Origin of the sequence: Sphingomonas sp. NIC1, from assembly GCF_001638925.1 — a bacterium.
Lineage (GTDB): Bacteria > Pseudomonadota > Alphaproteobacteria > Sphingomonadales > Sphingomonadaceae > Sphingomonas > Sphingomonas aquatilis.
Genome location: NZ_CP015521.1, coordinates 1,722,466 through 1,747,940 on the forward strand (window position 1 = coordinate 1,722,466; position 25,475 = coordinate 1,747,940).

23 protein-coding genes are annotated in these 25,475 nt (G+C 66.7%); 11 read left to right on the forward strand and 12 right to left on the reverse strand.

The genetic code is table 11. The annotated features are described in order from the left end of the window. Positions 1 to 128 precede the first annotated feature (128 nt). Positions 129 to 1,004 carry an aldose 1-epimerase family protein gene (locus A7E77_RS08325; protein ID WP_063687156.1) on the forward strand — a complete coding sequence of 292 codons (876 nt, stop codon included), beginning with the start codon at positions 129 to 131 and terminating at the stop codon, positions 1,002 to 1,004. A 70-nt stretch (positions 1,005 to 1,074) separates the two neighbouring features. Here the strand turns inward: A7E77_RS08325 and A7E77_RS08330 are convergent, their stop codons facing one another. Beyond that, positions 1,075 to 3,027 carry a potassium transporter Kup gene (locus A7E77_RS08330; RefSeq protein WP_043061294.1) on the reverse strand — a complete coding sequence of 651 codons (1,953 nt, stop codon included), beginning with the start codon at positions 3,025 to 3,027 and terminating at the stop codon, positions 1,075 to 1,077. A gap of 193 nt (positions 3,028 to 3,220) precedes the next feature. Here A7E77_RS08330 and pdeM point away from each other — a divergent pair, with 193 nt between their 5' ends. Beyond that, entirely contained in the window at positions 3,221 to 3,829 is a 609-nt protein-coding gene (pdeM, locus tag A7E77_RS08335) for a ligase-associated DNA damage response endonuclease PdeM (RefSeq protein WP_413243594.1), read from the forward strand. A gap of 146 nt (positions 3,830 to 3,975) precedes the next feature. Here the strand turns inward: pdeM and msrA are convergent, their stop codons facing one another. The 4 genes from msrA to pabB all read right to left on the reverse strand — a co-directional run bounded on the left by msrA (position 3,976) and on the right by pabB (position 8,178). Then, on the reverse strand, positions 3,976 to 4,629 hold the full coding sequence (msrA, locus tag A7E77_RS08340) for a peptide-methionine (S)-S-oxide reductase MsrA (protein WP_063687158.1): 654 nt from the start codon (positions 4,627 to 4,629) through the stop codon (positions 3,976 to 3,978). 82 nt (positions 4,630 to 4,711) lie between these two features. Beyond that, a complete protein-coding gene (locus A7E77_RS17925; RefSeq protein WP_017977274.1) occupies positions 4,712 to 4,858 on the reverse strand; it encodes a hypothetical protein in 147 nt (48 codons plus the stop codon). Between the two features lie 305 nt (positions 4,859 to 5,163). Further along, positions 5,164 to 6,363, reverse strand: a complete 1,200-nt coding sequence (locus A7E77_RS08345) for a pyridoxal phosphate-dependent aminotransferase (protein ID WP_063687160.1) — start codon at positions 6,361 to 6,363, stop codon at positions 5,164 to 5,166. Between the two features lie 36 nt (positions 6,364 to 6,399). Continuing rightward, positions 6,400 to 8,178, reverse strand: coding sequence for an aminodeoxychorismate synthase component I (pabB, locus tag A7E77_RS08350; RefSeq protein ID WP_063687162.1), 1,779 nt, complete (start codon positions 8,176 to 8,178; stop codon positions 6,400 to 6,402). Between the two features lie 80 nt (positions 8,179 to 8,258). On the opposite strand from pabB, the gene A7E77_RS08355 reads away from it, so the two are divergent. Next, positions 8,259 to 8,921 carry an MBL fold metallo-hydrolase gene (locus A7E77_RS08355; protein WP_017977277.1) on the forward strand — a complete coding sequence of 221 codons (663 nt, stop codon included), beginning with the start codon at positions 8,259 to 8,261 and terminating at the stop codon, positions 8,919 to 8,921. 596 nt (positions 8,922 to 9,517) lie between these two features. On the opposite strand, the gene A7E77_RS17335 is transcribed toward A7E77_RS08355, so the two are convergent. After that, positions 9,518 to 9,988 carry a GNAT family N-acetyltransferase gene (locus A7E77_RS17335; RefSeq protein WP_078462251.1) on the reverse strand — a complete coding sequence of 157 codons (471 nt, stop codon included), beginning with the start codon at positions 9,986 to 9,988 and terminating at the stop codon, positions 9,518 to 9,520. A 372-nt stretch (positions 9,989 to 10,360) separates the two neighbouring features. Next, the gene (locus tag A7E77_RS08360; protein WP_063687164.1) at positions 10,361 to 10,801 is read right to left on the reverse strand and encodes an MAPEG family protein; all 441 of its coding nucleotides are present in this window, start codon (positions 10,799 to 10,801) and stop codon (positions 10,361 to 10,363) included. Positions 10,802 to 11,003: 202 nt separating this feature from the next. Here A7E77_RS08360 and rpmF point away from each other — a divergent pair, with 202 nt between their 5' ends. From rpmF to A7E77_RS08385, 5 genes are all read left to right on the forward strand, one after another. After that, entirely contained in the window at positions 11,004 to 11,183 is a 180-nt protein-coding gene (rpmF, locus tag A7E77_RS08365) for a 50S ribosomal protein L32 (protein WP_017977281.1), read from the forward strand. Positions 11,184 to 11,216: 33 nt separating this feature from the next. Next, positions 11,217 to 12,254, forward strand: a complete 1,038-nt coding sequence (gene plsX / locus A7E77_RS08370) for a phosphate acyltransferase PlsX (RefSeq protein ID WP_017977282.1) — start codon at positions 11,217 to 11,219, stop codon at positions 12,252 to 12,254. Further along, a complete protein-coding gene (locus tag A7E77_RS08375) occupies positions 12,251 to 13,219 on the forward strand; it encodes a beta-ketoacyl-ACP synthase III (RefSeq protein WP_063687168.1) in 969 nt (322 codons plus the stop codon). The genes plsX and A7E77_RS08375 overlap by 4 nt, the downstream gene beginning before the upstream one ends. Before the next feature lie 130 nt (positions 13,220 to 13,349). Continuing rightward, positions 13,350 to 13,649 (forward strand): integration host factor subunit alpha, encoded by a 300-nt coding sequence (locus A7E77_RS08380; RefSeq protein ID WP_017977284.1) that lies wholly within the window; start codon positions 13,350 to 13,352, stop codon positions 13,647 to 13,649. Positions 13,650 to 13,654: 5 nt separating this feature from the next. Beyond that, complete coding sequence (locus tag A7E77_RS08385; protein WP_063687170.1) at positions 13,655 to 14,023, forward strand: MerR family transcriptional regulator; 369 nt, start codon at positions 13,655 to 13,657, stop codon at positions 14,021 to 14,023. Here the strand turns inward: A7E77_RS08385 and A7E77_RS08390 are convergent. After that, positions 14,010 to 14,666 (reverse strand): TetR/AcrR family transcriptional regulator, encoded by a 657-nt coding sequence (locus A7E77_RS08390; protein ID WP_063687172.1) that lies wholly within the window; start codon positions 14,664 to 14,666, stop codon positions 14,010 to 14,012. The two genes, A7E77_RS08385 and A7E77_RS08390, sit on opposite strands and share 14 nt — an antisense overlap. 116 nt (positions 14,667 to 14,782) lie before the next feature. Between A7E77_RS08390 and A7E77_RS08395 the strand changes: the two genes are divergently transcribed. Then, positions 14,783 to 17,155, forward strand: a complete 2,373-nt coding sequence (locus A7E77_RS08395; protein ID WP_063687174.1) for a TonB-dependent receptor — start codon at positions 14,783 to 14,785, stop codon at positions 17,153 to 17,155. 155 nt (positions 17,156 to 17,310) lie between these two features. Beyond that, on the forward strand, positions 17,311 to 18,570 hold the full coding sequence (locus A7E77_RS08400; protein ID WP_063687176.1) for a spinster family MFS transporter: 1,260 nt from the start codon (positions 17,311 to 17,313) through the stop codon (positions 18,568 to 18,570). 245 nt (positions 18,571 to 18,815) lie between these two features. Here the strand turns inward: A7E77_RS08400 and A7E77_RS08405 are convergent, their stop codons facing one another. The 3 genes from A7E77_RS08405 to A7E77_RS08410 all read right to left on the reverse strand — a co-directional run bounded on the left by A7E77_RS08405 (position 18,816) and on the right by A7E77_RS08410 (position 23,372). After that, positions 18,816 to 20,342, reverse strand: coding sequence for a peptide chain release factor 3 (locus A7E77_RS08405; RefSeq protein ID WP_063687178.1), 1,527 nt, complete (start codon positions 20,340 to 20,342; stop codon positions 18,816 to 18,818). Between the two features lie 354 nt (positions 20,343 to 20,696). Continuing rightward, positions 20,697 to 20,882 (reverse strand): hypothetical protein, encoded by a 186-nt coding sequence (locus A7E77_RS17705; protein ID WP_151895469.1) that lies wholly within the window; start codon positions 20,880 to 20,882, stop codon positions 20,697 to 20,699. Between the two features lie 81 nt (positions 20,883 to 20,963). Next, positions 20,964 to 23,372, reverse strand: a complete 2,409-nt coding sequence (locus A7E77_RS08410; protein WP_192929954.1) for a ligase-associated DNA damage response DEXH box helicase — start codon at positions 23,370 to 23,372, stop codon at positions 20,964 to 20,966. A gap of 120 nt (positions 23,373 to 23,492) precedes the next feature. Between A7E77_RS08410 and A7E77_RS08415 the strand changes: the two genes are divergently transcribed. After that, entirely contained in the window at positions 23,493 to 24,491 is a 999-nt protein-coding gene (locus tag A7E77_RS08415) for a ligase-associated DNA damage response exonuclease (protein ID WP_063687180.1), read from the forward strand. A gap of 5 nt (positions 24,492 to 24,496) precedes the next feature. On the opposite strand, the gene A7E77_RS08420 is transcribed toward A7E77_RS08415, so the two are convergent. After that, positions 24,497 to 25,348, reverse strand: coding sequence for a hypothetical protein (locus A7E77_RS08420; protein ID WP_063687182.1), 852 nt, complete (start codon positions 25,346 to 25,348; stop codon positions 24,497 to 24,499). Positions 25,349 to 25,475: the final 127 nt, after the last annotated feature.

The window sequence follows — 25,475 nt, forward strand, 5'->3', positions numbered from 1 at the left end:
AGCGCAGCGAAGCAATCCAGAGCCGGACCAGGGCGCCCTGGATTGCGTCGCTGCGCTCGCAATGACGCACTACCAGGAATGTCCACGACCCTTGCCGCCGCCCCACACCTGACGCACAGCTGGAGCCCATGACCGACCTCGTCACCATCCGCTCCGGCGCATTGACCGCCGCGATCAACCCGTTCGGCGCCGAGCTGACGCACCTGCGCGACGCCGAGGGCCGCGAGCTGATGACCAACGCGGACCCGGCCTTCTGGACCGGCCACGCGCCGATCCTGTTCCCGGTGATCGGCATGACGTACGAAAAGGCGATCCGGCTCGACGGCACATCCTATCCGATGGCCAAGCATGGCTTCGCCCGCCACGCCCTCTTCGACACGGTCGCGCAGTCCGACGCCAGCGTCACCTTCGCGCTGACCGACAGTGCCGAGACGCGTGCCTCTTATCCCTTCGCCTTCCGGCTCGAAATCACCTTCACGCTTCGGGATGCGACGCTCCACGTCGAGGCACGCATCCACAACCCCGCAACCGAGCCCATGCCGGCAAGCTTCGGCTTCCACCCCGCCTTCGCCTGGCCGCTACCCTATGGGCAGGACCGCGCCGCCCATCGCATCGTCTTCGACGCCGACGAGCCCGACGTCCTGCGCGTCATCGCCGCCGACGGCACGATCGCCGCGGGCACGCGCCCGTCACCGCTCGACGGCCGTACGCTGACGTTGCGCGACGACCTGTTCACCGACGACGCGCTCGTGTGGGATAATGTCCGCTCCGACGCGGTGACCTATGGCGCTCCGCAAGGCCCGCAATTGCGCATCGCCTTCCCCGACACGCCGATGCTCGGCATCTGGACCAAGCCCGGCGCCGCCTATGTCTGCGTCGAGCCCTGGCACGGCATCGCCGATCCCGAAGGCTTCACCGGCGACTTCCGTGACAAGCCCGGCGTGTTCGACGTGCCGGCCGGCGGCGACAAACGCATCGCGATGCAGGTGACGCTGCTCGCCTGAGGCGAGTGACGTCGCAGGTCATCTTCGCTCGCACTGACGGACGACGATGGTGTCGTAACGTCCCGCGCCCCTACACCGTCACCTGTTCGCCCAGCTCCAGCACCTTGCCCGGCGGAATCTTCAGGAAGTCGGTCGGATCGCTCGCATTGCGCTGCATGAACATGAAGATGCGATCCTGCCACAGCGGCATGCCGACGTCCGCTTCGGGCTTTAGCGTGTTGCGGCCGATGAAGAAGCTGGTCTTCATCGCATCCAGGCTGCGCATCTCGGTCTTGCCGCCGACGCCCAGGTCGGCGGGCACGTTCGGCGATTCCATGAAGCCGTAATTGAGCACGACGATCTCGAAATTGTCGTCCAGCCGCTCGACGGTCGCGCGCATCTCCGGCTCCACGACCGGGCGGTCCGTCGTACGGATGCTGACCACCAGGTTGCGCTCGTGCAGCACCTTGTTGTGCTTGAGATTGTGAAGCAGCGCGCCCGGCGCCGATCGCGGATTGGCGGTGAGGAACACCGCCGTGCCCGGCACGCGTTCGGGCGGCCGCTTGGCGAGCGCGGCGGCCAGGTCGGCGAGCGGGATGCTCTGCCGCGCCTCGAACGCGCGCACGATGCCCTTGCCGCGCACCCAGGTGTAGATCAGCAGGCCGATCGATGCCGCGATGACCAGCGGCACCCAGCCGCCCTCGATCACGCGCAGGATGTTCGCGCCGAAGAAGATGAGGTCCAGGCACAGGAACGGCAGCACCGCCGCCAGCGCCCACACCCGGTTCCAGTGCCACACGTGCCGCGCGACGAGGTAGCCGAGCAGCGTCGTCACCACCATCGTCCCCGTCACCGCAATGCCGTATGCTGCCGCCATCGCCGAGGATGTCTTGAACTGGATGATCAGCACCAGCACGCCGATCATCAGCAGCCAGTTGATCGCGGGGACGTAGATCTGCCCGACGAACGACGCCGACGTCTGCCGCAGCTTCATCCGCGGCAACAGCCCCAGCTGCACCGCCTGCTGCGTCAGCGAAAAGGCGCCGGTGATCACCGCCTGGCTCGCGATCACCGTGGCGAAGCCCGCCAGCACGATCAGCGGCCCGCGCATCGATTCGGGCGCCATCAGGAAGAACCAGTCCTGATTGGTGAACGGCTTGCCCGCAGCGGCGGCGGCCTCGAGGCGCGAGAGGGCAAAGGCACCCTGGCCCAGATAGTTGAGCGTCAGCGCCGGGAAGACGAGCAGCAGCCACGCGATGCGGATCGGCTTCTTGCCGAAATGCCCCATGTCCGCGGTCAGCGCTTCGGCGCCCGTCACCGTCAGGAACACCGCGCCCAGCACGAACAACCCCACCGTGCCGTGGGTGCTGAGGAACTGGATGCCATAGGTCGGCAGCAGCACGCGAAAGATCGACAGCTCGTCGGCGATATGCCACGCGCCCAGCCCGCCGATCGTCAGGAACCAGACGATGCACACCGGCCCGAACAGCGACGCGACCCGCGCCGTGCCCTTCGATTGCAGGAAGAACAGCGCGATCAGGATCACGATCGTCAGCGCGCGGATCGTGCCTTCGTCGAAGAATGTGGCCGCGCTGGGGATGGTGCGCAGCCCCTCCATCGCCGACAGCACCGACAGCGACGGCGTGATGATCGCATCGCCGTAGAACAGCGACGCGCCCGCCGCGCCCAGCACCAGCGCGATGCGGCTGCGCACGCCGATCGACTTGCGCGCCAGCGCCGCCAGCGCCAGCACGCCGCCTTCGCCGTGATTGTCGGCACGCATCAGGAACAAGACGTATTTGACCGTGACGATCAGCGTCAGCGTCCACAGCGCCAGGCTGAGCACGCCGAGGATTTCGGACGGATCGATCCCGTCGCCCGCCGATTGCTGCAGCGCCTCGCGAAAGGCGTAGAGCGGACTGGTGCCGATATCGCCGAACACGACGCCCAGCGCACCGACGGTCAGGCCGATCAGCGCGGGATGGGCCGACGCGGAATGCGCGCCCGTGGATTCGGAAGCGGGTGCTTCGACGGCAGCCGACATGGCGCGCTTTTACCCCTGTTCAATCCCCCGGCGCGGGAGGACGGCGCGCTTTACGCCGATTTGTCTGCCGCGCAAGAGGCTTTGGGTAAGGGCAGGGTAACGGCTTGATCGGGTAGGGGTTTGCAGGCATGGGCGGGCCATGGTTCCCTTTTCGTTCGGCGGTCAGACCCTGTGCGCGTTGCCGGATGGCGCCTTGTGGTGGCCGGCACGTTCCGCGCTGCTCGTTGCGGACCTGCATTTCGAAAAGGCGAGCTGGTTCGCCGCCCGCGGCCAGATGCTGCCGCCCTATGATTCGCTCGCGACGCTGGCCGATCTCGCGCGGATCGTGACGGCGACGGGGGCGAAGGAACTCTGGTGCCTGGGTGACAGCTTCCACGACAGCGATGGCTGCGACCGGCTCCCCGCCGAGGCGCAGTTACGCCTGCGCGCGCTGACCGAGGGGCTGCGCTGGACGTGGATCACCGGCAATCACGATTCCGGGCTGAAGGATCGCTGCGGCGGCACGGTGCTGGACGAATCGACGGTCGACGGCCTGGTCCTGCGCCACGAAGCCGATCCGCACGACACTCGCCCGGAACTGTCGGGCCATTTTCACCCCAAGCTGCGCCTCCACGTCCGCGGCAAGCAGGTCGCGCGCCGCTGCTTCGTCGCGACGCCGCGCAAGATCGTGCTCCCCGCCTTCGGCGCGCTGACCGGCGGCCTCGACGTCGATCACCCCGCGCTGGTCAAGGCCGTGGGGCAGGGCGCCGAGGCACTGGTGCCCGTCGAACAACGCCTCCTCCGCTTCCCCATCGCGGCTTGACGCACACGCCCCGTCATCCCGGCGAACGCCGGGATCCACGGACACGATGCGGGCAACGTGGCGCACATCACCAGCCACGCCAAAACCATGGATCCCGGCCTCCGCGGGAATGACGGGAGGGGGAGGCGGAAACGTCGCGCTACCCCCTATCGCGCCAGCGCCGGAAACCCCGCCTTGAACGCCGCGACCTTCGGCTTGTCCCAGCGCACGATATAAGGATGCATCGGGTTCCGGTCGTAGAAGCGCTGGTGATAGTCCTCCGCCGGGAAGAACGCGCCCTGTTCGATCCGTGTCACGATCGGCTTGGGGAAGCTCTTCGCCGCCCCCAGCTGCGCGATATAGGCGCGCGCCACCGCGGCCTGCCGCGCGTCCTGCGGGAAGATGGCAGAGCGATAGCTCGGCCCCGTATCCGGACCCTGCCGGTTCAACTCGGTCGGATCATGCGCGATGGAGAAATAGACGCGCAGCAAAGTCGCATAGCTGACGACACGCGGATCATAGGTCACGCGAATCGCCTCGGCATGGCCGGTGCGCTCGGTCGAGACCTGATCGTAGGTGGCGGTCGCGCGGCTGCCGCCCGCATAGCCGGCGGTGACGCTCTTGACGCCCTTCACCCGCTCGAACACCGCCTCCATGCCCCAGAAACAGCCGCCCGCGAACACAGCGGTCTGCGTGGCCGTGGTGGCGGGGACATCGATCTTGGCGGCGGGCAGCGGCACCGCGCGTTCAGCGGCGGCAAAGCCGGTGGAGGCGAACAGGGCGCCCGCCAGAGCGGCGCCGGGCAGCAGAACTTTCAGCATGACGCTGATATGGTGAGGAAACCGCGTCCGTCCAGAGCCAGGGGCTTGAGCGGTCCGGCGCATTCGTATCGCCCGGTGAGGCTTACTGCGCCTGCACGATCGGCGACGCGGCCGGGATCGGCTGCGCATGCTGCGCGCTCGCCGGCTGCAGCGTCACGACGCCGATCGCGCCGATCGCGAACCCGCCGAGGAACTTCCAGAAGAAGCGGCTGTTGAACATGTTGCGCATAACGCACCTTTGTCTTGTCGTTCGTTGGGGCGACGACGTGCGTCGTCTTGCCCGGTTTCAGCGGCCCAGATGGTCGTCCGGACCGCCACTCTCAAGCGCGTTTATAGAAACGCTGGATTAACGCGGCGTGGCCGCTCCGTTCATCACCCGTCAGGATTTGCGGCCGATACGGATGGAGTTATCCGCCAAAAGCCACCCGTCACCCCGGACTTGATCCGGGGTCCCGCTTCTTACTTGCCACAGCCAATGAAGCGGGACCCCGGCTCAAGGCCGGGGTGACGGTGAATGTTGGAACGAGCCGCCCCTCAGCGCAGATCCGCGCACGCCTGCTGGATGCGGGTGCACGCCTCACGCAGCAGATCGTCCGACGTCGCGTAGCTGATCCGCATCGCCGGCGACAGACCGAACGCCGCGCCCTGCACCGCCGCGACCTTTGCATCGTCGAGCAGATAGCCGACGAAATCCTCGTCCGTCTCGATCTTGCGGCCGTTCGGCGTGGTCTTGCCGATCAGCGGCGCGAACGACGGATAGACGTAGAATGCGCCTTCCGGCGTCGGGCAGGTCATGCCCTCGATCTGGTTGAGCATGCCGACCACCAGGTCGCGCCGCGTCTGGAACGCCGCAGCGCGCTCCTTGAGGAAATCCTGCGGGCCGGTCAGTGCCGCCACCGCCGCCGCCTGCGCGATCGAACAGGGGTTGCTGGTCGATTGCGATTGCAGCTTCGCCATCGCCTTGATCAGCCACGGCGCGCCCGCCGCAAAGCCGATCCGCCAGCCGGTCATCGCATAGGCCTTCGAACAGCCGTTAACGGTCAGCGTGCGCTCGTACAGCTCCGGGCACACTTCGGCGATCGTCGCGAAGCGGAAGCCGTCATAGACGATATGCTCGTACATATCGTCGGCGAAGATCCACACATGCGGGTGCCGGGCCAGCACCGCGCCCAGCGCCTTCAGTTCGTCGACGGTGTACGCCGCGCCCGTCGGGTTGGACGGCGAATTGAGGATGACCCACTTGGTCCGGGGCGTGATCGCCGCTTCCAGCGCCTCCGGCGACAGCTTGTAATCCTGTTCCGGCCCGGCGACCGCGAACACCGGCGTACCGCCAGCGAACTGGACGACGTCGGGATAGCTCACCCAGTATGGCGCGGGGATCACCACCTCGTCGCCCGGATCGACGCTGGCGACGATCGCGTTGAACAGCGTGTGCTTGCCGCCGACGTTCACCGTCACCTGATCGGGCGTGTAGGTGAGGTTATTGTCGCGTGCGAACTTGGCGACGATCGCCTGCTTCAGCTCGATCGTGCCGTCGACGTTGGTGTATTTCGTCTTGCCGTCGCGGATCGCCTGGATCGCCGCGTCCTTGACGAACTCCGGCGTGTCGAAATCCGGTTCGCCCGCGCCCAGGCCGATCACGTCGACGCCCGCGCGCTTCAGCTCGAGCACGCGGCTGGTGATGGCGAGCGTGGGCGAGGGGCTGATGCGGCCGAGTGCGGCGGAGGGCTTCATGGGACGGGCCTTGGATGGCGGAAGGACTGCGCGCGCCTATAGACGCAAGGCCTCGCTTTTCGCAATCGCAACAACCGCCGGCATCAGCCCGCGCAGCGCGTTTCCGACGAAAAATTGCCCGCTGAGGTCTTCTGGCGACACATTCGCCTCCACCGCCCGCCCCGAATCGATCAATCCTGACCGCAGCACGCCCGGCAGCAGGCCGAGCGCCAAGGGCGGCGTGCGCAGCGGTCCGTCGCCGTCGCCGATGAACAGCGAGGTGAAGCTGCCTTCGGTCAGCAGCCCGTCGGGGCGCACGAACACCACCTCGTCCGTGCCCGCCGCGGCCCGCGCCGCGTCGTAGAAGCCGCGATCGCTCGTCTTGTGCCGCAAGCGGAAATCGCTCGGATTGACCGGCAGCAGCACCACCGCCACCCGCAGCGGCGCCGCGAAGGGCGCAGGCATCGCCGCCACCTCGATCGCGGTCGCCCCGCTCTGCGCCAGCAGCAGCCGCACCCGCGCAGGGGTCCGCAACCGAAAGGTCGCCGCCTGCAGATCGTTGCGCGTCCCATGCCGGTCGAAGCGGAAGCCCAGCGCCCTGGCGCTCGCGGTCAGCCGGGCAAGATGCGCCTCCAGCAGCGGCAAACCCTCATCGGGATCGAACGCCATGGTCTCGATCAGGTCGAGCGGCGCCTGCCCGCGCGTCACGAACGCGCCCTTGGCGAGGCATTCCGCATATTCCTCGTCCACCCGGCTGTCGGCGACCACGCCCGATCCCAGACCCAGCGTCGCCATCTCGGCCCCCGCCGGCACCGCCAACGTGCGGATCGCCACGTTGAACGCCGCATCGCCGTGCGGATCGATCCGCCCGATCGCACCGGTATAGATGCCGCGCGCCTCGGGCTCGACCGCGGCGATCACCTCCATACTGCGCTGCTTGGGCGCGCCGGTGATCGACCCGCACGGGAACAGCGCCGTCAGCACGTCCACCGCATCCGCCCCGTCCGCCAGCGTCGCGGTGACGGTCGACGTCATCTGATGCACCGTCGGATAATGCTCCACCCGGAACAGTTCCGGCACCGCGACGCTGCCCGCCTGCGCCACGCGCGAAAGGTCGTTGCGCATCAGGTCGACGATCATCAGATTTTCAGCGCGCTGCTTGGGATCGCCGGCAAGCGCATCCGCCAGCGCCGCATCCTCGCCCGGCGTCTCCCCCCGCACCGCCGTCCCCTTCATCGGCCGGCACGTGAGCGCATCGCCCTCCAGCGTGAAGAACAATTCGGGCGACAGCGACAGCAGGTGGCGCTCGCCGGTCGCCACCAGCGCACCATGACCCGCCGCCGCCTCGCGCCGCAGCCGCGCATACAGCGCCGCCGGATCGCCCGCGATCGCCACGTCGGTACGGATCGTCAGGTTCGCCTGATAGATATCGCCCGCCCGGATCAACGCCGTCACCGCGGCAAAGGCGGCATCATAGGCCTCGCGGTCACCCCGCGGCTGCGGCGCGCTCGCCCAGGCGCCGGCCGGATCGGGCAACAGTTCCGCGACCGCATCCGCGTCGAGCGCACGATACCCCTCGAACAGCCCGAACCACAGCAACGGCCCGTCGCCCTCGCGTACCGGCACCGCGCGCGACGCCAGCGCCGCCCCCGCCTCATAGGTCAGATAGCCCGCCGCATGCAGCCCCCGCCGTCGCGCGCCACGCAGCCGCGCCAGCGCCGGCAGCACCTCCGCCTGCGTCGCCGCGGCGACGATCTCGACCGGATCGGTATAGAGCCGCGCACCTGCCCCCCCGTCCCGGGCATCATCCAGCAATACGAAGGGCGCAGCGATCATCCCGGTCCAAATGCACAGGCGATGCCGCCGGGTGCAAGCGACGATTGCCGCCCCAGCCCCACGCGCCTATCTCTTTGGGCATGACCGATACGCCCCCCCTACGCGCCGCGATCATTCAGGTGACGCCCTTCCAGCAGAATTGCACGCTGATCTGGTGTACCCAGACGATGAAGGCGGCGATCGTCGATCCGGGTGGCGACCTGCCCCGCATCAAGGCCGCGGTCGCGCAGGCGGGCGTCACGGTCGAAAAGATCCTGCTCACCCACGGCCATATCGACCACGCAGGCGAGGCCAAGCCGCTCGCCGACGAGCTGAACGTGCCGATCGAAGGCCCGCACGAGGCCGATCGCTTCTGGCTCGCCCGCCTCGACGACGACGGCAAGAATTACGGCATGGCCGGCGTCACCTTCGAACCCGACCGCTGGCTGGTCGAAGGCGACACGGTGAGCGTCGGCAACTTGCAGCTGGACGTCTACGAAACCCCCGGCCACACCCAGGGCCATGTGATCTTCCACCACGCGCCCTCGAAATTCGCGCAGGTCGGCGACGTGCTGTTCCAAGGCTCGGTCGGCCGCAGCGACATGCCCGGCGGCAACCACAAGCAATTGATCGAAACGATCGTCACCAAGCTCTGGCCCCTGGGCGACGACACCACCTTCATCCCCGGCCACGGCAACCCGAGTACGTTCGCCCATGAGCGGGCGAACAACATGTTCGTCAGCGATCGGGCACTGGCGGCGTAGGGGAGCGGCGAGGCTGTCGGCACTGAGGGCATCGTTCGCTTCCGCACGTGCGTGACCTCTGCGAAAGTCCCTTCGTCATGCTGGACGTGTTCCGGCATCCACCGTGCCACAAGGGCGTAAGACGTTGATTTCGCTGAGGTCCCTCACTTGGGGTCATTCGCGAATGACGAAAGAGGGAGGCAATGGGAAAGCGATCAGCCGTTCCTCACCGCGACGACGAACTGGAGCGCCTCAGTCTCGGGGGGCTTCAGGCGGAGCTTGAGCGGTCGCGCGTCCGTGGGAGCATCGCCCCGTCCGCTAAAATGAAAAAGCTGTGGGAAAAACGAGTCCATTGGCTGGAAGCCGAGATCGCTCGGCGCGACTGAACGTCGGCTTCTCGCCACTTTTCGCCCTGGAGGGAGCCTTCCTACATATCGGTCGTTCCCGAAGCGTGATCGTCCCCGTTTTTCCGTCTCCGATCAGACGTTTCGGGAAAGCGCAATCGGGTACGGATTTCGGGAATGCAGACCCTGCAGGTCTCCGTCAGCGCGATGGGCGTAGTCTGCTTCCCGTTGGAGGTTCGTTTTCGGGAACGCGGCAAGAGTGTCGATTAGTCTCTAAATCAGGCTGATGGCATAGGCTTGGAATTCCGTATCGCGGGTCCAGCCTGCTTCTTCATACACTGATTGTGCAACAACATTAGCCACAGCAGTCGAAAGCGACATCCGCGACGCCCCGACCGCTCGGCCATATTCGCAAGCTGCATTCAGCAGCGCTCGACCTGCCCCGGTGCGGCGAGCAGCGGGGGACACAAATAGGTCATTAAGAATGAACGTCCGCGCCATTCTCGTCGACGAGAATGATGGGAATAGCTGAGTGAAGCCGACTGCTTGATCTACATCGCAAGCAACGAAGACTACCGATTGTTGGTGCTCAAAACGATCTTTCAGAAATGCTCGTGCGCCATCAGGATCGGAAGCTTGTTTATAGAACTGTCGGTAGGCGTCGAACAACGGAACCAATGCGTCTAGATCATTGATAGTAGCCTGACGAACGATCAACGACGCTGCCTCCTTCAACAACCTCATCGTCACCCTATGTCCCGAGCGCGTGGGCCATGGCAATCTTTAATCTGAGATACCTCAAGCACCAGCATTCTCAGAACACCATCGTTTTCAGGAAAGCAGGCGCCGCGCCTTGCGCGCTCAGGCCCAATCATCCCGTCATGAGGCGAACTGCACCCTCCTGACCGCCAACGCTCTTGCGAACGGCGCCGCACCGCAAGCGTCATGCCGCCGCTGTCCTACACGCCCCGGCTCGTGTATACCCACGCCATGCGCAATCCCCGCCCGCTCGCCACCCGCCCCTCCGGGCGGTTCGCGGGGGTGCGTTTCCGACGATTACGTACCGTCCACTTCGTCCACTTCCGCGGCCCCGAATCGCCCCGGCGCCCTTGCGAATCAGACGGTCGGCGCACCGTCGACCGGCACGACCTCCATCACCGGCGCGGCCTCGTAGGTGTAGGCGATCGTCATGCCCCACAGCGCGAGGCCGACCAGGATCACCCAGGTCAGCAATGCGCCGCCCGCCCGCCAGGGGTTGGGGGCGGGGCGGTCCATGCCGAGGGCGTGGGCGATGCGGCCCGCGACGAACAGGCCGCCGGTGATCGCCAGCCAGCGCGGCGATCCGCCTGCCGCCTCGATCAACGCCATCAGGATCAGCACGAACGGCGTATATTCGACGAAATTGGCCTGGGCGCGGGTGCGGGCGAGCAGCCGCTCGTTGCCGCCATCGCCGATCAGCACTTTGCCCTTCAGCCGCAGCTGCACGATTCGCATCGCCAGCACGACATTGCCGATTCCGGCGGCGGCGGCGACGGTGAGCGTGACGGGCAGCAGCATCGGCGTAAGTCTCCTCGGGCGGGCCGCGCCGTGATGCCTTGCGCCCGCCAAGCTTGCAACAGCGCGGAAATTCGCTATAGGCCCGCGCTTCGCGATGCGTCCGGTTCTCGGTGGCGTCCGGCGGTCGGCGCCTTGCCGATGGCTGGATCGTGCCGTACGGGGCATCTGATTTCGTACGTCGATTTTAGAACAAGGTGCCGAAATGGCCGTCCCCAAGCGAAAGACCTCTCCCTCGAAGCGCGGCATGCGCCGTGGCCACGACTCGCTCAGCGTCGCGGCGTTCCAGGAGTGCCCGAACTGCGGCGAACTGAAGCGTCCGCACAACCTGTGCACCGCCTGCGGCCATTATAACGGTCGCGAGATCGTCTCGGTCGAGGGCTAACGCCCTCTTTACCCACTGGATACACGCGCAACCATGCCCGACACTTCCTGGATCGCCGTCGATGCGATGGGCGGCGACGAGGGGCTGGCGGTCATGCTGGCTGGCGTCGCCGCGGCACGCCGCCGGTTCGAGGGCATGCGCTTCTTCCTGGTGGGTGACGAGGCGAAGGTGGCGGAGGGGCTGAAGGCCCATCCCAACCTCGCCCATGCCAGCGAGATCGTCCACGCCCCCGAAACCGTGGGGTCGAGCGACAAGCCGAGCCAGGCGATCCGCCGGTCCAAGACCACGTCGATGGGCATCGCCATCGATCTGGTGAAACAGGGTCGCGCCGGCGCCGCCGTGTCGTCGGGCAACACCGGCGCGCTGATGGCGATGGCGAAGCTTGCGCTGCGCACGCTGCCGGGCATCGATCGCCCCGCGCTCGCCGCGCCGCTGCCGACGCTGGGCGACAATGACGTCGTGATGCTCGATCTCGGTGCGAATACCGAGGTGGATGCGCGCAATCTCGTCCAGTTCGCGGTGATGGGTGCCGCCTATGCGCGCACCATCCTCGATCTCGACAGCCCCCGCGTCGCGCTGCTCAACATCGGCAGCGAAGACCAGAAGGGCACCGACGAGATTCGCGACGCCGCCGCCGTGCTGCGCGGCCAGACGCATTTGCCGCTGACCTTCACCGGCTTCGTCGAAGGCAACCAGCTCGCCCGCGGCAACCACGACGTCATCGTCTGCGACGGTTTCGCCGGCAATATTGCGCTCAAGACCGCCGAAGGGACGGCGCGCTTCGTCGCCGATCTGCTCAAGCGCGCGTTCCGTAGCTCGGTCCGCTCGAAGGTCGGCTTCCTGATCTCGCGTCCGGCGACCGAGCTGCTGCGCGACCACCTCGATCCCAACAATCACAATGGCGCGGTCTTCCTCGGGCTCAACGGCATCGTCGTGAAGAGCCACGGCAGCGCCAACGAACGCGGCGTCGCCACCGCGATCGGTAATGCCGCCAAGATGGTGCGCGCCGACCTCACGCGCCGCATCGCCGACGACCTCGGCAATTTCGAGAAAAAGGCAGTCCACGCATGATCCGCTCGGTCGTTCTCGGTACGGGTTCGGCCCTTCCGGAACAGCGTGTGTCGAACGCCGATCTGGCGGAGCGACTCGACACCAGCGACGAATGGATCGTCGAGCGGACCGGCATCCGCTTCCGCCACATCGCCGGCCCGCACGAAACGACCTCGACACTCGCCGCAGCGGCCTGCCGCGCCGCGCTCGAATCGGCGGGGATCACCGCGCAGGATATCGACCTGATCGTCCTCGCTACCGCGACCCCCGACCAGACCTTCCCGGCGACCGCGACCAAGGTGCAGGCGATGCTCGGCATCGACGATTGCGTCGCCTTCGACGTTGCGGCGGTGTGTTCGGGCTTCCTCTATGCGGTGCAGGTCGCCGATTCGATGCTGCGCACCGGCGTCCATCGCCGCGCGCTGGTGATCGGGGCCGAAACGTTCAGCCGCATCCTCGACTGGGAAGATCGCACCACCGCCGTGCTGTTCGGCGACGGCGCCGGCGCGATCGTGCTCGAGGGGCAGGAGAGCGAGGCCGAGGGCGGTCGCGGCATCCTCGCCACGCGTCTGCACGCCGATGGGCGCCACAACGAATTGCTCTATGTCGATGGCGGTCCGTCGACCACGGGCACCGTCGGCAAGCTGCGCATGAAGGGCCGCGAGGTGTTCCGCCATGCCGTCGTCAATCTGGCGTCGGTGCTGCAGGAGTCGCTGGACATCGCCGGCCTGACGCCGTCGGCGGTCGATTGGGTCGTGCCGCATCAGGCCAATGCCCGCATTCTGGAGGCGACCAGCCGCAAGCTCGGCCTCCCGGCGGAGAAGGTCGTCGTGACCGTCGATCGCCACGCCAACACCTCCGCCGCGTCGGTGCCGCTGGCGCTCGACACGGCGACGCGCGATGGGCGCATCCAACCGGGCCAGATTGTGGTATTGGAGGCCATGGGCGGCGGCTTCACGTGGGGGGCCGCGGTCCTGCGGATGTAATCCGCCATTTTGAGTAGTTTTTCGTGCAAGCGTTTCCACGCCGTGTAACAAAGTCACTTTCGGACATGTCTGTGCTGGTGTAGCTCCCTCCAAGGGGCTGTTTTGACAGAGTGGAGTGGGAAACGTGTTGATGACACCGGTGGGCACGTTGACGCGAGCGGATCTGGCCGAAGCCCTGCATCGTCAGGTGGGACTGGCGCGATCGGACTCGGCGCGCTTGGTGGAACAGGTTCTCGGCGAGATGTGCGAGGCGCTGTCGCGCGGCGAGAACGTCAAGATTTCGGGGTTCGGCACCTTCGTGCTGCGTGACAAGGGCGAACGGATCGGCCGCAACCCCAAGACGGGGGTCGAGGTGCCGATCGCACCGCGGCGGGTTCTCACCTTCCGCGCCAGCCAGATGATGCGCGACCGCATCGTCGCGGCCAGCTGACCCGGATGGTCTCCCGCACCGACAAGGCGCGTGGAGCGTTTCGAACGATCGGCGAGGTATCGGCGGAAACCGGCCTCGCCCACCATATCCTGCGCTATTGGGAAACGCGCTTTCCCCAGCTCAGGCCCGTCACGCGCGCGGGCAACCGGCGCTATTACCGGCCAGAGGACGTCGCGCTGGTCCGCCGCATCGATACGCTGCTCAACCGGCAGGGCTATACGATCCGCGGCGTCCAGCAACTCCTCGCCGATGCGGATCGCGCGCCGCCGCCAGCGCCCGCCGACGAACAGGCGGACCTGACCGCCATGCTGCTCGCGATCCGCAACCGCATCGCCGATGCGTTGCGGCAGGACGATGTGCTCAAACCTCGGTGATGGCTGGGCGTTTGGGGAACAGGCCATCGCGCAGCAGCGATGCGGCCTGGTCCGCCACCGCGGCAATGTCGCGATCCTCGCTCCACACGCCGTACCGCAAGCCTAAAAAGACGTTCATTCCCATGATCGCCCAGGCGTGAACATCATCCACATCCCCCCGCACCTCCCCCCGCGCCGCCGCGGCGCGTAACCGCGCTTCGATTCGTTCCGCCGTGGAGGCGTAGTGGGCGCGGAAACTATCCGAGTCGACGAATTCGGCTTCGTCGATGATGCGATAGATTTCCTTGTGGTCGCGGACGAAGCCGATGAATTCGGCAAGCCCTGCTCGTTCCGCCGCCAGTCCGTCCGGCGCGGCGCGAACCGCAGGAGCGACATGATCGCGGACCTGCGCCGACATGTCGGTGACGAGCGCACGGAACACCGCGTCCTTCGAATCGAAATAGGTGTAGAAGCTGCCGAGTGCGATGCCGGCGCGACGCGTGATGCCGCTGATCGACGCATCGTGAAACCCGCGCTCGCCAAACTCCACCGCCGCCGCATCGAGCAGCGCGCGCAGCGTCCGTCGTCCACGCGCCGTCCGCGGCGTCTTGGCCGTGGTGGGTGAGTCGGCGCTGTCGGCCGCTGCTGCCGCTGCTTCGGTCATAATCGTTCCTCCCCCAAAGACCGAAGTTGAAACCCGGTTCAGGTTTCAGTATAGCGGGTGCAAGAGGGCGTACAAGCCGGGTCTACCGGGCAGGCGCCGATCAGGAGGGGAAAGCTATGAACCGGCGTGCATCCACGATCCTCAAGCTCGGCGCGAGTGCCGCGGCGCTGCTGGCGACGCCCGCGATGGCGCAAACGGCCCCGGCCGACGCCCCGCAGAGCGCCGCCGCCGAAACCTCGCCCGATACCAGTGCGACGCCTCCGCAAGACAATGGGGACATCGTCGTCACCGCGCGCCGCCGGTCCGAAACGCTGCAAAGCGTACCGATCGCTGTCACCGCGTTCAGCGCGGACAAGCTCGACAAGATCGGTGCGGTCGACCTGACCGACATCCAGAATGTCACCCCCAACACCACGCTGAAGACGGCACGCGGCTCCAACTCGACGCTTGCGGCCTTCATCCGCGGTGTCGGCCAGCAGGATCCGGTGCCGGGGTTCGAGGCGGGCATCGGCATCTATCTGGACGACGTCTATCTCAACCGGCCGCAGGCGGCGGTGCTCGATATCTACGACGTCGACCGGATCGAGGTGCTACGCGGCCCCCAGGGGACGCTTTATGGCCGCAACACAATTGGTGGCGCAGTGAAATATGTCACCAAGCGGCTGCCGAACGAGACTGAGCTGCGCGTGAAGGCGAATTACGGGTCGTTCGATCAGGCGGATGGCATCGTCGCGCTGTCGACGCCGATTGGCGACATGTTCAAGGTCGGCGTGGCCGGTGCACGGCTGAGCCGGGGTGGCTTCGGACGCAACACCAACCTGAATATCGACAATTACAATAAGGACATCTGGGCGGGTCGCGGTACGATCGAGTTCGAAAGCCCGGATACGCGGCTGTTCGTGCGGATCACCGGCGACTACACCCACGACCTGAGCAATCCGCGCAACGGCCACCGGTTGATCCCGGGCCTTCTGTCGGGTGCGCCGGTGCTGGCCAACGTGTTCGACACGCGCGCCGGGCTGAACTTTCCCAAGCAGGACATTCAGGCGGGCGGCCTGTCGATGACCGCGAATGCGCAGCTGACCGATCACCTGACGCTGCGGAGCATCAGCGCGTGGCGCAAGGACACGAGCTTCACGCCGATCGACTTCGATTCGTTGCCCGCGACTGACGTCGACGTGCCCGCGGTCTATCGCAACGAGCAGACCAGCCAGGAATTCCAGCTGCTCTATGCGTCCGAAAAGCTGAACGGTCTGGTCGGCTATTATTACCTCGGCGCGAAAGCGGCGACCGGGTTCGGGGTGCTGCTGTCGACGACGCTGCCGGGGTTCGACGCCTATACCGCGGGCGACGTGCGGACCGAGACGTCGTCGATTTATGGCGACTTCACCTATGATTTCACGCCGCAGTTCAGCCTGTCGGTCGGCGGCCGCTACACGTGGGACCAGCGCAACGCCTTTGTCTTCAAGGCCAATTACATCGGCCTGACCAGCGAGTTCGGCGGCACGCCAACCCCATTCGGCGCTCCGGCGACGAATTTTCGCGGCATCGCCAATTTCAAACGCTTCACGCCGCGCGTGTCGCTGAGCTTCAAGCCGGCGCCCGATCACCTGCTCTATGCCTCCTATTCGGAAGGCTTCAAGGGCGGCGGTTTTGATCCACGCGGGTCGGGCACGTCGGCGCCGATCAGCAATCCGGCGGCGGGGCGGACGTATCAGGACATCTACAACTACCTGTTGTTCAAGCCGGAAAGCGTCACGAGTTACGAGGCGGGATACAAGGGCGCGGCGTTCGACCGACGGCTGACCTGGGCGCTGGCGGGCTTCTATGCCGATTACACCGATGTGCAGGTGCCCGGTTCGGTCGGCTGTTTGCAGAACGGGGTGCAGAGCTTCTGCGGCATCACCACCAACGCGGCCAAGGCGCGGATCAAGGGCATCGAGCTGGAAAGCACTGCGGTGCTGGCGCGCGACTTCGCCGGGATCGGGTCGTCCGTGGCGCTCAACGGGGCGGTGGGGTATATCCACGCCCGCTACCGCACCTTCATCGGCCCGACCGGAGTCGATGTCGCCAATGTCCGCGTGTTCCAGAACACGCCCGACTGGACGGCGAGCGGCACGCTGACCGGCAATGTGCCGCTTGGCGATGGCCTCCTCACCGCCAATTCGACCGTGTCGTATCGCAGCCTGACGCACCAGTTCGAGACGGCGAGCCCGTTCCTCGACCAGCCGGGCTATACGTTGCTGGATGCGGGGCTGACCTATGCGTTCGGCGAGGGGCGGCGGTACACGATCGGCGTGTACGGCAAGAACCTGACCGACGTGCGCTATAAGACCAGCGGGTATCAGTATATCCGGTCGGACATTGCGGGGACGCCGATCCCGGATGCGGCCGGCAAGCCCTTCCCGACGCTGGGCAAGGAGGGCGTCGCGACGGCCTTCTACGGCAATCCGCGGCAGGTGTTCGTGAGCGTCGGGGCGAAGTTCTAAGGTTTGCCCTGTCCCTCCGTCACCCCGGACTTGTTCCGGGGTCCACCGGGCCGCATGGGGACGGCAAGAGGCTCCGGCCTCCCCCCTCGCCGCAGAGTGGACCCCGGAACGAGTCCGGGGTGACGGCTGGGCGGGGCTAGCGCGCGGGAATACCTATGTATGCCATGACACCCACCCCCCGCTACCGTGCGCTCGTGCTGGCGATGCTGCTGGTCGTCTACACGTTCAACTTCCTCGACCGGCAGATCCTCGGCATCCTGGCGGCGCCGATCAAGGCGGACCTGAAGCTGACCGACACGCAGCTGGGGCTGCTGGGTGGGGCGGCGTTCGCGTTGCTCTATTCGACGCTCGCCATCCCGCTGGCGCTGGTCGCCGACCGGACGAGCCGCAGCTGGGTGATCACGATCAGCCTGGCGGTGTGGAGCGGCTTTACCGCGCTGTGCGGGTTCGCGACCGGTTTCTGGCAGTTCTTCGCGTTCCGCCTCGGCGTCGGCGTGGGGGAGGCGGGGGGCGTCGCGCCGTCCTACGCGATGATTTCGGATTATTTCCCGCCGCATCAGCGCGGGCGGGCGCTGTCGATCTATTCGTTGGGCATCCCGATCGGGCTGGCCGCGGGGGCGCTGCTGGGCGGGATATTGGCGGCGCATGTCGATTGGCGCTGGGCGTTCATCGTCGTCGGGCTGGCGGGCGTCGTCATCGCGCCGATCTTCCGCCTGGTGGTGCGCGAGCCTGCGCGCGGGGCGTTCGATCCCGTCGCGGCGACCGAGCGTACGTCGGTGTGGACGGTGTTCGGCATCCTGGCCGCCAAGCCGAGTTTCTGGCTGCTGAGCTTTGCCGCGGCGTTCAGTTCGCTGTGCGGCTATGGCCTCGCCTTCTGGGTGCCGTCCGTCCTGATCCGGTCATTCGGGTTCAGCCTGCTGACCGCGTCGCAATATATCGGGTCGCTGCTGCTGATCGGCGGCACGATCGGAGTGTTCGCAGGCGGGTGGCTGGCCGATCGGATGGGCGGGCGCGATCGCGGCGTCTATGCCAAGCTGCCCGCGGTGGCTTGGGCGATCACCGTGCCGCTCTATGCCGCAGGGCTGATGAGCGGATCGCCGGCGCTGTCCTGGTTCCTGTTCCTGATCCCCAACGGGCTCAACATCCTGTGGCTGGGGCCGGTGACGACCGCGGTCCAGCATCTGGTGCCGCCGCCGATGCGCGCGACCGCCTCGGCCAGCTTCCTGCTGATCAACAATCTGATCGGGCTGGGGCTGGGATCGACGATCATGGGGCGCGTGTCGGACGCGATGACCGCGGCGTACGGAGCGGACGCGCTACGCTATGCGACGGTCTATGCGCTGGGGTTTTATGTCGTCGCGGCGGGGTTGATGCTGTGTGCGGTGAAGCCGCTGCGGCGTGACTGGGTGGGGTGAGAAAGAGCCATGTCCGTCATTCCCGCGAAGGCGGGAAGCCATAACCTCTGACGTCGCGGCTCCATCGCCGCCGTCAGCGCGTCTGGATTCCTGCCTTCGCGGGAATGACGGGGAGGGGTGTGGCGCATGTGCGCCTTGTAGGACAGGCACAGCCGAATCGTCCTGCTGTGCCAGTGGTTTAGCGCGGCGCCGGTCCAACACCCCTTTCGTCATCCCGGCGTTCGCCGGGATGACGGAGAGGGAGGTTAGCGTTCGCGCGTTGCCGCGAATCTTACCTTGGAATAGCGGTCGGCGATGTAGCCGACTTCCCAGGCGCTTTTGGCGAGGAAGACGGGGTTGCCGTCGCGGTCCTTGGCCATCGCCGATCGGTTGAGGTCGGTGAACGCCTTGAGGTCGGCGGGGTCCTGCGCCGATACCCAGCGCGCGGTTTCGAAGGGGGCGGGTTCCAGGCCCGCGGCGACCTTGTATTCCACCTCCAGGCGGCTGAGCAGCACTTCCAGCTGGAGCTGGCCGACGACGCCGATGATCCAGTTGCTGCCGATTTCGGGGTAGAAGACCTGCGTCACGCCCTCTTCGGCCATGTCGTCCAATGCCTTGCGGAGCTGCTTGGTCTTGGTCGGGTCCTTCAGCTGGACGCGGCGCAGGATTTCGGGCGCGAAATTGGGCAGGCCGGTGAAGCGGACGTCGGCGCGTTCGGACAAGGTATCGCCCACGCGCAGCGTGCCGTGGTTGGGGATGCCGATGATGTCGCCGGGGAAGGCCTCGTCGGCGACTTCGCGATTCTGTGCGAAGAACAGGATCGGCGAATGGACCGCGATCGGCTTGCCGTGGCCGGTGGGGGTCAGCTTCATGCCGCGTTTGAAGGTGCCCGAACACAGCCGCATGAAGGCGATGCGGTCGCGGTGGTTGGGGTCCATGTTCGCCTGCACCTTGAAGACGAAGCCGGTGACTTCGTCGTTGTCCGGTGCGACGGGCGCAGGTTCGGCAGGCTGTGCGCGCGGCGGGGGCGCGTGTTCGGCGAGCGCGCCGATCAGTTCGGCGACGCCGAAGTCCTTGAGCGCGGAGCCGAAATAAACCGGCGTCAGGTCGCCGTTGCGATACGCCTCGCCGTCGAATTCGGCATAGCCGGCCTGGGCGAGTTCGATCTCTTCCGCCCAGCGGTCGGACAGCGTGGGGTCGGCTTCGGTCTTGCCGAGGAAGGCGCGGCTGTCGCCTTCGGGGCGGCTGATCGTGTTGGTGGTGAGGTCGAGCACGCCCTCGAACTCGCCGCCCATGCCGACCGGCCAGCTCATCGGGCACACGTCCAATGCCAGCATGTCGGCGATCTCGTCGAGCAGTTCGAAGACCGGGCGGCCTTCGCGATCGACCTTGTTGACGAAGGTGATGATCGGCACCGAGCGCAGGCGGCACACCTCGAACAATTTGCGCGTCTGCGGCTCGATGCCCTTGGCGGCGTCGATGACCATGACGGCGGAATCGACCGCGGTCAGCGTGCGATAGGTGTCTTCGCTGAAGTCTTCGTGGCCCGGCGTGTCGAGCAGGTTGAAGGTGATGCCGTCGCGTTCGAAGGTCATCACGGATGACGTTACCGAGATGCCACGCTGCTGCTCGATCTTCATCCAGTCCGACCGCGCGCGGCGGTTCTGGCCACGAGCCTTCACTTCGCCGGCCAAGTGGATGGCGCCGCCGAAATAGAGCAGTTTTTCGGTGAGCGTCGTCTTGCCCGCGTCGGGGTGGGAGATGATCGCGAAGGTGCGGCGGGGGGAGGTCACAGGCAGTCTCGGGCAGCTGCGCGGGCCGATTCGGCACCGCGGAAGTGGACGAAGTGGACGGTACGTAAGTGTCGAAAACGCCCTCCGCGACGGGCCCGCCGGGTGAGGGGCGGGGTGCGGCGGGCATGGGTCATGCGGGCCCTTTGCCAGATTTGTGGCGTGTAGGACAGAGGGGGCTATGCACCCTCGTCATTCCCGCGAAGGCGGGAATCCATAACCTCTGACGTATCGATGGAACCGATGGGCTTGCCAGTCTGGATTCCCGCCTTCGCGGGAATGACGGAAGGTTTTGCGGCTGCTCGGCAAGACGTGAGCGGCAGTGGAATGTCCGAGATTGGGGGGAAGCGGACATTATCAGAAAAACGGCGAACTGCCCGTCATCACCTTCTCGGCAGCGTTTCCGACGATCAGCAAGCTAATTACCGCTGTAAGCAGCCACCATCCTGCGTTTCGCCTGCGCACATTCAGCCAAAAAGTCGCGAGCGGCAGCCCAAAAATTACTGCCGCACCGACGATCAAAGTGCCCCACGTCAGAGCCATTCGCCCCCCTTTTTAGCGTGATGCCATGCCGACACGCTGTCTGCTATGGGGCGAAGAAGACATTCCCGTGTCCCCGCCCCCTCAATCGATCCGCATCGCTTCCGCCGCCAGGGCTTCCGCCTCGATCAGCAGCGCGTCGTCGGCGGCGCCGGTCGAGATCTTTTCGCGGCCGATTAGGGTGAGGACCGGCACGGCGAGCGGGGTGATGCGGTCGAGGTCGACGTGGAGCATCGTGTCGGCGGCGCGGTCGAGCAGGTGCGCCAGGCGGCCGACGTCGGTCATGCGGGCGCGGGCGTCGTCCCAGGCGGCTTGCAGGAGCAGGTGCGTGGGTTCGTATTTACGCAGCACGTCGTAGATGAGGTCCGTCGAGAACGTCACCTGGCGGCCGGTCTTGCGCTTGCCGGGGTGCTGGCGCTCGACGAGGCCGCCGATGACCGCGACCTCGCGGAAGGCGCGTTTGAGCAGGTGGCTCTGCTGCACCCAGTCGACGAATTCGTGTTCGAGGATGTCGGGGCTGAACAGCGCGGCGGGGTCGGTGATCTTCTCGAGGCCGTAGCAGGCCAGCGCATAGTCGTTGGCGACGAAGCCCAAGGGTTTCAGCCCCTCCGCCTCCATGCGGCGGGTGACGAGCATGCCCAAGGACTGGTGTGCGTTCCACCCTTCGAAGCTGTAGGCGACCATGTAATGCCGGCCTTCACGCGGGAAGGTTTCGACGAGCAGCTGGCCGGGGCGGGGGAGGGCGGAGCGTTTCGCCTGGAATTCCAGCCAGTCGCGTACGTCGGGCGGGAAGCGATGCCATTGCTCCGGTTCGGCGAGGAAGTGGCGGACGCGGGTGGCGAGGTTGGTCGACAGCGGCATGCGGCTGCCGCCGTAGGTGGGGATACGCGCTGGCTTGCTGGAGGCGCGGACGATGAGGTCTTCGGTGTCGATGCTCTGCACTTCGCAGCTGAGGCCGGCGAAGAAGAAGGTGTCGCCGGGGCTGAGCTGCGCGGCGAAGCCTTCCTCGACCTTGCCGAGGTGGCGGCCGTTCTTGAAGCGGACGTTGAGCATCGTCGCCTCGACGATGATGCCGGCGTTGAGGCGGTGTTGGGTCACGAACCTGGGGTGGCTTACGCGCCACAGGCCGTCGGGGTCCTGCGTCAGCCGCTTGAAGCGATCGTAGGCTTTCAGGCTGTAGCCGCCGTCGCTGATGAAGTGGAGCACGCGGTCGAACGTTGCGTCGTCGAGCGCCGAATAGGGGAGGGCGGAGCGGATTTCGTCGAGCAGCGCGGCCTGGTCGAATGGCGCGGCGCAGGCGAGCGCCATGACATGCTGGGCGAGGACGTCGAGCGCGCCGGGGCGGAAGATGTCGGGGTCGAGTTCGCCCGCCTCCACCGCGTCGAGCGCGGCGCGGGCTTCGAGATATTCGAAGCGGTTGCCGGGGACGAGGATGCCTTGCGAGGCTTCGTCGAGGCGGTGGTTGGAGCGGCCGAGGCGCTGGAGCAGGCGGCTGGAGCCCTTCGGCGCGCCCATCTGGATGACGCAATCGACATTGCCCCAGTCGACGCCGAGGTCGAGGCTGGCGGTGGCGACCAATGCGCGGAGGCGGCCCGATGCCATCGCACCTTCGACCTTGCGGCGCGCTTCGAGTGCGAGGCTGCCGTGGTGGACGCCGATCGGCAGGCTGTCGGTGTTCACCTTCCACAGATCCTGGAAGATCAGTTCGGCGAGGCTGCGCGTGTTGCAGAAGATGATCGAGGTGTCGTGCGTCTCGATCTCCGCCATCACCTGTTGCGCGGCATAGCGGCCCGAGTGGCCGGACCAGGGGACGCGGTCTTCGGGGAGCAGGATGGTGATGTCGGGATCGGCGCCGGCCTCGCCTTGGACTAGCGCTACCTCACCGATGTCGCCGTCGGGGGCGAGCCAGGCGCGATAGCCGTCGGGGTCGGCGATCGTGGCAGAGAGGGCGACGCGGCGTAAGGCAGGGCTGATCCGTTGGAGGCGCGCCATGCAGAGCGCGAGGAGGTCGCCGCGCTTGCCCGTCGCGAAGGCGTGGACTTCGTCGACCACGATCGTCTTCAGGCCGGCGAACATCGTCATGCTGTCCGGGTAGCTGAGCAGCAGCGACAGCGATTCGGGCGTGGTGAGCAGGATCTGCGGCGGCTTCACCCGCTGGCGCGCCTTGCGGTCGCTGGGGGTGTCGCCGGTGCGGGTTTCGACGCGGATATCGACGCCCATTTCGTCGAGCGGCGTGACGAGGTTGCGCTGGATGTCGACCGCGAGCGCTTTCAGCGGCGAGACGTAGAGGGTGTGGAGGCCTTCCGTCGGCTGCTCGATCAGCTCGGCGAGCGTGGGGAGGAAGCCGGCAAGCGTCTTGCCGGCGCCGGTGGTGGCGACGAGCAGCGCGTGGCGGCCGGCGCGGGCCTCGCGCAGCATGTCGAGCTGGTGGCGGCGGGGGTGCCAGCCGCGGGAGGCGAACCAGTCGGTCAGCGGCTGGGGGAGGTCCATCATGGTGTATGTAGGGTGGCGGGGGCGTGACGCCATATCCCTCCGTCACCCCGGAACCAGTCCGGGGTGACGGTGTGGGTGGGGCGGCCGGGCACTCCACGCCATCTGGCGCGTAGTAGCGCGATGGCACGATTGGGCGACTGGCTGGAACCGCACCCGCACGGAATCTACGTGAGGCCCGCGGATGCGTGGATCGATCCGTCGGAGCCCGTGGCCAAGGCGCTGGTGACGCATGGCCATGCCGATCACGCGCGCGGCGGGCATCAGGCGGTGTGGGCGACGCCGGAGACGCTGGCGATCATGGACGCGCGCTATGGGCCGCAGGCGGGGCATGCGGTTGCCTATGGCGAGAGTATCCGAATGGGGGAGGTCGAGATCGGCTATGTCCCCGCCGGCCATGTGCTGGGGTCGGCGCAGATCGTGCTCGATTATCGCGGTGAGCGGGTGGTGGTGTCGGGCGACTATAAGCGGCGGCCCGACCCGACCTGCGCGGCGTTCGAGCCGGTGCAGTGCGACGTGTTCGTCACCGAGGCGACCTTCGCGCTGCCGGTGTTCCGCCATCCCGATACCGGCGACGAGATCGACAAGCTGATCGCGCGGCTGCACGCGAACCCCGATCGCTGCGTGCTGGTGGGGGCCTATGCGTTGGGCAAGGCGCAGCGGGTGATCGCCGAATTGCGCGAGCGCGGGCATGGCGCGCCGATCTACATCCATGGCGCGCTGCAGCGGTTGTGCGACCTGTATGCCGAACACGGCGTGCGGCTGGGCGAACTGTTGCCGGTCGCCGACGCGAAGAAGGCGGACATGGCGGGGCATGTCGTGATGTGCCCGCCCGGCGCGCTCAACGACCGCTGGTCGCGGCGGCTGCCCGATCCGATCACCGCGATGGCGAGTGGCTGGATGCGGGTGCGCCAGCGCGCGCGGCAGAAGAATGTCGAGCTGCCGCTGATCCTGTCCGACCATGCCGATTGGGACGAACTGACGGAGACGCTGACCGAGATCGCGCCGCGCGAGGTATGGGTAACGCATGGCCGGGAGGAGGCGCTGGTCCATTGGTGCGAACAACGCCAGATGAAGGCGCGCGCGCTGGCGCTGGTGGGGTTCGAGGATGAGGACGATTGAGGGTGTCAGGCCTGAGGCTTCGCCCGCCGGGCGGCGGCCAGGATGCGCGCTGCGTCGGGAATGCGCTTGAGATCGAAGCGCGTCCACCATGGATGACGGACCACCGCCGAGCATAATTCCGTCCAGAACGCCTGCTCGTCCTGGGGGCTGGTCGACCAGGCGTGATGGAGCAGTTGCCGGGCTTCCCCCGCCCGGCCACTCAAGAGGAGTGGGGTCAGCACGTTCACCGCGTCTAGGCCGTAGGGTCGGGCCGAGTGTCCCTCGCGGACCCAGTGACGCAGGTCGCGTCGCATCGCTGCACGATCAGCGGTGCTGACCGTTGGGCGTTTCCGCAGCCAAGCAAAGTCGACCGCGAAATTGCCGTGCGACCAAATGACCGGCAGGGGGGAGATGGAAACGCCGGCATGCGGCGCGCCGTGGAAAAATTCGATGTTGAAGGGAAGGGTGAGGTGCAGGTCCCTGGCTCCCTTGCGCGCGGTAGCCCAGTCCATTCGCTCGCCTTGCAGGCGGCTGACGGCGATCGGATTGCCAAAGGTGACGGCGAATATGTCACCAAATCCTCCCGACCCACCGCTATCGCCGAGGACGACAGCGTCGGGAGCCGTCGCGCCGTCACGCCCCGCCCAGAGGAGCTTTTCGCTCATATAACCGCTTCCGATCGGCGTCAGCCGGCCGTCATGCCGTGCGGCGAGCGCGCGGCAGTGTTCGTCCGTGTAACCGCCCGGCGGGCACGGCACCACGACGATCGCATCCCCGCTACGCTGCCAGATCGCCCCCATCGAATGCCGGTCGGCAGCGGTCGCCTGTGAGGGCAGGCAGGCGGCGAGTGCCGCCAGATGGACGAATGCGACGCGCATTGCCAACGGCTCCTGATGGAAGGGGGCTAATCGTATCACGGGGATCGTGGCCGGGAAACGGACTGCGGGGTGCCGACCAACGCGCGCCGGCGCGGCGTCGTCGCGTCTTCGTGCGATTTCATTCCAA